This is a genomic window from Ruegeria sp. BHSA162 (assembly GCF_059613385.1).
Map to the genome: position 1 here is coordinate 22,390 of NZ_JBXWSK010000042.1, position 6,563 is coordinate 28,952.

Consider the following 6,563-nt stretch of genomic DNA (forward strand, 5'->3'; position numbering starts at 1 on the left):
GCGGTTGCCGATGTGTTCAACGGCGCGTGTGCGCCGTCACACCGCAGCAGCCGACAATGCCTGCCGGATATCCTCCAGCAGATCGTCGGCATCTTCGAGTCCGACAGAAAAGCGGATCAAACCGGGCGTGATGCCCAATTCGTCTTTCTGCGCATCGCTCAACCGCTGGTGCGTGGTCGTTGCCGGATGGGTTGCGATGGACTTGGCATCGCCCAGATTGTTCGAAATTACCGGGATCGTCAGCGCGTTAAGGAACCGGAAGGCCGCGTCCTTACCCCCCTTGATGTCCAGCGACAGGACCGTACCGCCCTTGCCCCCCAGCTGGCTCTGCACGAGAGCATTTTGGGCATGAGATTTCAGGCCCGGATACATGATCCGCTCCAGCGTCTCATGGCCTTCCAGCGCGTCGGCCAGTTTCTGTGCCGTCTCGGCCTGGGCATTGACCCGCAGGGCCAACGTTTCCAGCCCCTTGAGCATGATCCAGGCGTTGAACGGGCTGAGTGCGCCGCCCGTGTGTTTGAGGTACGGCTCGACCGTTCCGCGAATGAACTCCTTGGCGCCCAGGATCACGCCGCCCAGCGCGCGTCCCTGCCCGTCGATATGCTTGGTGGCCGAGTAAACCACCACATCCGCGCCCTGCGCGATCGCTTGCGAGAACACCGGGGTCGAGAACACGTTGTCGACGATCACTGTGGCCCCCACCGCATGGGCCAGTTCTGCCACCGCGCGAATGTCGATGACTTCGAGCGTGGGGTTCGACATGGATTCGAAGAACACGGCCTTGGTGTCGGGCCGGATCGCGGCCTTCCATTGGTCCATGTCCGTACCGTCGACAAAGGTCACCTCGACACCATAGCGGGTCAGGATATTCTCCAGAATGTACAGGCACGACCCGAACAGGGCCTTGGCCGAAACCACGTGATCGCCCGCCTTCAGCATCGAGGTCAGCGCCCCGTTCACGGCCGCCATACCGGACGCCGTCGCAAAACCATCCTCGGCCCCCTCAAGCGCAGCGATGCGCTGTTCGAACATCGCAACCGTCGGGTTGCCATAACGGGCATAGATGAACTCGTCCGGGCCAGTCTCGATGAACCGAGCTTCGGCCTGCTCGGCGGTGTCGTAGACGAACCCCTGCGTCAGGAAAATCGCCTCGCTGACTTCGTTGTACTGGCTGCGACGGATACCGCCGTGGACGGCTTGGGTGCGTTTGTTCCAGCTTTCGCTCATGTCTTTACCTTTCGGCCCCGAAACCCGAGGGCAAATCAAAAAAACCCCAGACGCGGTCAAGCGAAAGGGGTCTTTCATCCTGACCTTTTAGCGGTGTTGTTTAGCGTGGCCCGCAATCCGGTAACAAATCGCCACGTGGTTTCTGGATTGCGCATACGCCTCGGGCGCGCGGGCGTCAAGCCGCGACATCCACCGCGCACTTGCCCTTTGCGGCGAATGGCTCATGATCGTCCCGCAACACGGAGGCCCCATGACACACCCGATCGACCTGTATTTCTGGCCCACGCCAAATGGCTGGAAAGTATCCATTGCCCTTGAGGAGATGGGGCTGCCCTACCAGACCCACCTCATAAACATCGGCAAAGGCGATCAGTTCGCGCCCGAGTTTCTGAAAATCTCGCCCAACAACCGGATGCCTGCGATCGTCGACCCAGACGGCCCGGATGGCGCACCGATCTCGGTTTTCGAAAGCGGCGCGATCCTGATGTATCTGGCCCGCAAGACCGGCCGGTTCTATGGGTCGACCGAGCGTGACCGGATCGCGGTCGAGGAATGGCTGATGTGGCAGATGGGTGGCGTCGGACCGATGGCGGGACAGGCGCACCACTTTCTGAAATATGCCCCCCAATTGGAGCCACCGCAGGACCTGCCCTATGCCAAAGACCGCTATCGCACCGAGGTTGCACGTCTGTACGGCGTTCTGGACCGGCGCCTTGCCGAAAACGAGTATGTTGCCGGCGACTTCTATTCGATTGCCGACATGTCAATTTGGGGTTGGGCCAGCCTGTGGGAGGGTCAGCAGCAGACGTTGGAGGACAAACCCCACTTTGCCCGGTGGCTGGAAACCGTGGGAGCCCGCCCCGGAGTTCAGGCGGGACGTGCCCTGCATGCCGAACTGCGCGGAGACCATCGCAGCAAAGACGCGCAGAACGTTCTGTTCAAACGGTAGCGTTCACCAAATGCTGAAATTTCAGGCAATTAGGTGCGAATCGCACCTCTTTCTGCATCAAGACCCTGACGACAGTTGAATTGCGCGTTGGCCGTTCTGTAACTACAAGCGGTAACAAGGCTTTAAGGTTTGGCGACATTCAATTTCACGGTTCCAATTTACGGGTTCGACCAATGGACCGGCGCATCGACGAACAACACAGTCGGCTATCCTGTCGGAACGACCTTTTCCTTGAATGCCGGTGCCGCACTGACCGTGATCAACGTCGAGGATGACGACGGCACGGCCAGCCAGCTATTTTCGGACGGTTACATCGACACGCCCGGAGACGGGTCGTCGCCCAGTACGGCCAACAACGACCAGGTATTGAGCCAGGCGGTGACGATCAACGGACAGACCTTTTTAGCCCGGCGATCAGGTCGAGCTTGAGTTCGGTTTTACGACAACTTCCGGCGACACGTTCTGGGTCATTCGCATCGACGGTGTGAATGTCGGCATCAGCGGTCCTGTCTTGCCAACGCCCGGTACGACCTATGAGGTTGCCGGCAGCAGTGATGGTCAGGCATCGCCGATTTCGAATGTCCCATGCTTTAACGCCGGCACACTGATCACTACCAAGAACGGGACAAAAAAGATCGAAGACCCGTCGGTCGGAGATCTGGTTCTGACCTACGCCGGCAGCTATGAACCGATCCGCTGGATCGGGCGCCGTGAGCTGGACAGCGTCGACTTCTCCGCCAATCCGAAACTGGTTCCCATCCGGATTTCCGCCGGCGCGCTCTGCGCAGGGCTGCCAACACAGGACCTGACCGTTTCACCCCAGCACCGCATTCTGGTGCGGTCAAAGATCGCGCAGCGCATGTTCAACACCAACGAGGTGCTGGTTTCGGCCAAGTCGCTGCTGCCGCTGGACGGCATTGACCGGGTCTGTGCCACGGAGTCCGTTTGCTATTTCCACCTTCTTTTCGACACGCATCAGGTCATCTTTGCCAACGACACCCCAAGCGAAAGCCTCTTCGCCGGTCCCCAAGCGCTGAAATCCATCCCCGAGGCGGCTCGCGCCGAGATATTGGCCCTGTTCCCCGAGCTTGAGGACCCCGGCTTTGAACCGCGGCCAGCCGCCCTGATTCCAAAAGGTCACAAGCAGCGCGGTCTGATTTCGCGTCACCTCAAGAACGGTCAGGCGCTGTTGGCCTGATCGTCATTGGGTTTTTTCTGACCCGGGTCGGATTGTGCGCGAGCTACCGTCAGGTCTTTCGGCAGACGAACGTGGTTGCTGACAGTGGCATCGTCATGCCCTGCGGACCAAAGACGCGCTTCAATTCAGAGAACATCCGCGCCGCCACGTCCGTGGGATCCACGCCGCCGCGCTCTCGTATTTCATCGACCAACGGGTTTCCAAAAACCAGAGCGTGGGCAAAGGCTTCCGGGTTGACGATGGCCTTCGTCAACCGGATCGTTTCGTGTTCGATATCCGTCCAGCCTGCGGCCCTCAGATCAGCCCGGACAGCCTCGGGGTCACCATAGTGAAACGGTACCTTGTAGAATCCCGGCGGATCCTGCGGAAAGAAATGCGCCCCCACATCGTGCGCGACTTGCGAGAACGGGTTTTCGGACATCGGGCTCCACACGTTGAAAACATAGCGCCCACCCGGTCTGAGCACCCGCGCCGCCTCATGGAACGAAGCGGGTTTGTCGGGAAAGAACATGACCCCGAACTGGCAGGTAATCAGGTCGAACGCGCCGTCTTCGAACGGTAGATCCATCGCGTTGACGACCGCGAACTCGACGTTGTCCGCCGCCGAGAATTTGGCCTTTGCAACCTCCAGCATGGGCGCGTTCAGGTCCGAGATCAGAACTTGGGCCTCGCTCGGCAACACATCGCTCAGCTTGCGGCTCAGGATCCCCGTACCCGCGGCCAGTTCAATGGCCTTGGCCACCGGCTCTTCGGCGCAACGGGCGGCAAGTCTGTCTGCGTAGTCAGTGAAGATATTCGGGCCCAACCCCGCGTCGTAATGACTTGGAATATTGCCCACGAAACCAGCCGAATTTGTTGACATCTGCGCTCCCCGCCCGGCAACCGCATGATGCAAAAGACTAGCCGAAATTGCGCGTTTTGGCGAACTCATTGTGCTCTGCAGTCGGCTGGGGCCGGTAGGCATCCGCCTCGTCACCCCGCACCAGCAGGTCCAGCATGCCCGATATGTCCTCGATCTCTTCCGCGATCACATGGGTCACCGCATGGGCCCGCTGCATCCGCCCGGTTACCCGCAGCAACCGCCCCGAGATCACCGCTCGGCGGAACCGCTCATAGATCTTGCGCCAGACAATCACGTTCACGATGCCGGTCTCGTCTTCGAGCGTGATGAAGATCACCCCTTTGGCCGTACCAGGCCGCTGCCGCAGGATCACCAATCCCGCCACAGCAACCCGCGCACCCTCGGGCGGGTCGTCCAGTCGGTCGGCTGGAAGGCAAGCCGGTGGTCTGGGCCATGGGCGGCCCGAACTGGGCTGTGGTGTCGATGCGATACGCATAAGAACAAAAATAGAACAAATGCCCTGAATGTCCAGATGCAGGGGACCGAAACCACAGCCAGAAAGGTCATGCGCTACGCGCGACCGCAGCGCAGACAAGGGTCACTTGGCGTCATGCGCGTTGAACGTGGCCAAACCTTCCCGCAGAACCGCCTTGGCCTTGGCCAGGTCATCCCCGTCCAACGCATCCAGCGCCCGCAAAACGTCACTGCGCAACCGCAGAGCCTTGGGGCCCGGTGCTCCGACCGGATGAAGCTCATCGTCATTCGCTGCTGCCAATGCACCATGGCTGATCCCGTCGATCACCTCCACGATTTTCGCCTGGCTTTCGCCAAACCACGCGGCAATGTCATGCTCGGCATCGCCCCGCTCGTTCATCCCAACCACAATCTTTGCGTCCTGAACCGTCAACGGCATCTGCTCACTCCCTTATCAAATCACGGTCACACGACCAGAACACAAATCCATGCACGCAACAATCGAAACCGCTATCCGAGCCTCAACCTTTGATGGAATAAACCGGTCAAACCACTCGGTTGCGGCGCGAACGCGTGGAATTTGGGCGACAATGACGGACCGTTTGCCCGATCACGCCCCGATTGGTCGCAAATGGCACTGGAAAGACCTAAATCCCTTGACTAATGAGGAACCTGAACACCGCAGAAGGAAGACGCGAGCAATGGCAAAGATCACCTATGTCGAGCATGGCGGCAACGAACACACAGTCGAGGTCGCCAACGGCCTGACCGTCATGGAAGGCGCCCGTGACAACAACATTCCCGGCATCGAGGCCGATTGCGGCGGCGCTTGCGCCTGCTCGACCTGTCACGTCTACATCCATCCCGATTGGGTCGAGAAACTGCCTGCCAAGGACGACATGGAAGAAGACATGCTGGACTTCGCCTACGAGCCCGACCCGGCCCGTTCGCGACTGACCTGCCAGATCAAGGTGACTGACGAACTGGACGGGCTGGTCGTCCAGATGCCGGAAAAGCAGATCTGATGCGACGACGCATGCCCCGCTCGTCCGGCGGCATGCGCTGCGGCTTCAAAGCGCCGCGTCCGGCGGTGCGCTTTTGGCCATGCCGGTTGCGCGGCGCGCTGATGGCTGCATGCCTGTGGCTGGCAGGTCCTGCCTTGGCCGCCGAAACCATAGCGACCGCCCGCTACACGGATCCGACCAACCGCTATCCCCACGGCGTTCTGGGTGACCAGATCGAATGGGGTTCGATTGAACTCACGCTTTCAAATGGCAAGCGCCGCAGCTTCGCGCTGCCCGATCATCTGGTGTTCGAAGATCTCGCGCCCCGCGTGTTCGACGTCACGGGCGACGGTCTTCCAGAAGTCATCGCGGTGGAGAGTGACGCACGACAGGGCGCGCGCCTTGCCATCTACGGCCCGCAGGGCCGCATGACGGCGACACCGCATATCGGCACCCGTTTCCGTTGGCTTGCCCCGGTCGGAGCCGCCGACCTCGACGGCGACGGACATGTCGAAATCGCCTATGTCGATCGCCCCCACTTGGCAAAAATCCTGCGCATTTGGCGCATTTCAGACGGCCGACTGACGGAAATCGCCGCGCTGCCTGGGATTACCAATCACCGGATCGGAGAGGATTTCATTTCAGGCGGCCTTCGTACCTGCAACGGCCAACCCGAGCTGATCGTCGCCAGCGGCGATTGGCGCCGGATCATTGCCGTCCGCTACGATGGCGGCTGGCAAACTCAGGATCTTGGCCCGTTGAAAAACCGACAAGCCCTTATAAGCGCGCTGAACTGCTGATCCGGGGTTCATCTGGTCAAGAAATCCCGAGGCCCTCTTTACCTGCGGGCCCTTAAACCGTCAAAGCGCC

9 protein-coding genes and 1 riboswitch are annotated in these 6,563 nt (G+C 60.4%); of the genes, 5 read left to right on the forward strand and 4 right to left on the reverse strand.

What is annotated here, in order from left to right; genetic code table 11:
• Positions 1-36: 36 nt before the first annotated feature.
• Complete coding sequence (gene metZ / locus AC2FM5_RS12605) at positions 37-1,227, reverse strand: O-succinylhomoserine sulfhydrylase (protein ID WP_170446629.1); 1,191 nt, start codon at positions 1,225-1,227, stop codon at positions 37-39.
• A 67-nt stretch (positions 1,228-1,294) separates the two neighbouring features.
• Positions 1,295-1,372: riboswitch (SAM riboswitch) on the reverse strand.
• Between the two features lie 105 nt (positions 1,373-1,477).
• Here metZ and AC2FM5_RS12610 point away from each other — a divergent pair.
• The 3 genes from AC2FM5_RS12610 (at position 1,478) to AC2FM5_RS12620 (ending at position 3,374) form a co-directional block, all read left to right on the forward strand.
• On the forward strand, positions 1,478-2,176 hold the full coding sequence (locus AC2FM5_RS12610; RefSeq protein WP_496735944.1) for a glutathione S-transferase N-terminal domain-containing protein: 699 nt from the start codon (positions 1,478-1,480) through the stop codon (positions 2,174-2,176).
• Positions 2,177-2,305: 129 nt separating this feature from the next.
• Positions 2,306-2,605 carry a hypothetical protein gene (locus AC2FM5_RS12615; protein WP_496735946.1) on the forward strand — a complete coding sequence of 100 codons (300 nt, stop codon included), beginning with the start codon at positions 2,306-2,308 and terminating at the stop codon, positions 2,603-2,605.
• Between the two features lie 82 nt (positions 2,606-2,687).
• On the forward strand, positions 2,688-3,374 hold the full coding sequence (locus AC2FM5_RS12620) for a Hint domain-containing protein (protein WP_496735948.1): 687 nt from the start codon (positions 2,688-2,690) through the stop codon (positions 3,372-3,374).
• A 49-nt stretch (positions 3,375-3,423) separates the two neighbouring features.
• Here AC2FM5_RS12620 and AC2FM5_RS12625 read toward each other — a convergent pair whose 3' ends face one another.
• From AC2FM5_RS12625 to AC2FM5_RS12635, 3 genes are all read right to left on the reverse strand, one after another.
• Positions 3,424-4,236 carry a class I SAM-dependent methyltransferase gene (locus AC2FM5_RS12625; RefSeq protein ID WP_496735950.1) on the reverse strand — a complete coding sequence of 271 codons (813 nt, stop codon included), beginning with the start codon at positions 4,234-4,236 and terminating at the stop codon, positions 3,424-3,426.
• Between the two features lie 37 nt (positions 4,237-4,273).
• Positions 4,274-4,711 carry an OB-fold nucleic acid binding domain-containing protein gene (locus AC2FM5_RS12630; RefSeq protein ID WP_496735952.1) on the reverse strand — a complete coding sequence of 146 codons (438 nt, stop codon included), beginning with the start codon at positions 4,709-4,711 and terminating at the stop codon, positions 4,274-4,276.
• A 102-nt stretch (positions 4,712-4,813) separates the two neighbouring features.
• A complete protein-coding gene (locus AC2FM5_RS12635) occupies positions 4,814-5,128 on the reverse strand; it encodes a hypothetical protein (protein WP_093962513.1) in 315 nt (104 codons plus the stop codon).
• 262 nt (positions 5,129-5,390) lie between these two features.
• Here AC2FM5_RS12635 and AC2FM5_RS12640 point away from each other — a divergent pair, with 262 nt between their 5' ends.
• Together AC2FM5_RS12640 and AC2FM5_RS12645 are read left to right on the forward strand one after the other, a co-directional pair.
• A complete protein-coding gene (locus AC2FM5_RS12640; RefSeq protein ID WP_170338356.1) occupies positions 5,391-5,714 on the forward strand; it encodes a 2Fe-2S iron-sulfur cluster-binding protein in 324 nt (107 codons plus the stop codon).
• A gap of 86 nt (positions 5,715-5,800) precedes the next feature.
• Positions 5,801-6,493: an FG-GAP repeat domain-containing protein gene (locus AC2FM5_RS12645; protein ID WP_496735954.1), complete on the forward strand. Its 693-nt coding sequence runs from the start codon at positions 5,801-5,803 to the stop codon at positions 6,491-6,493.
• Positions 6,494-6,563: the final 70 nt, after the last annotated feature.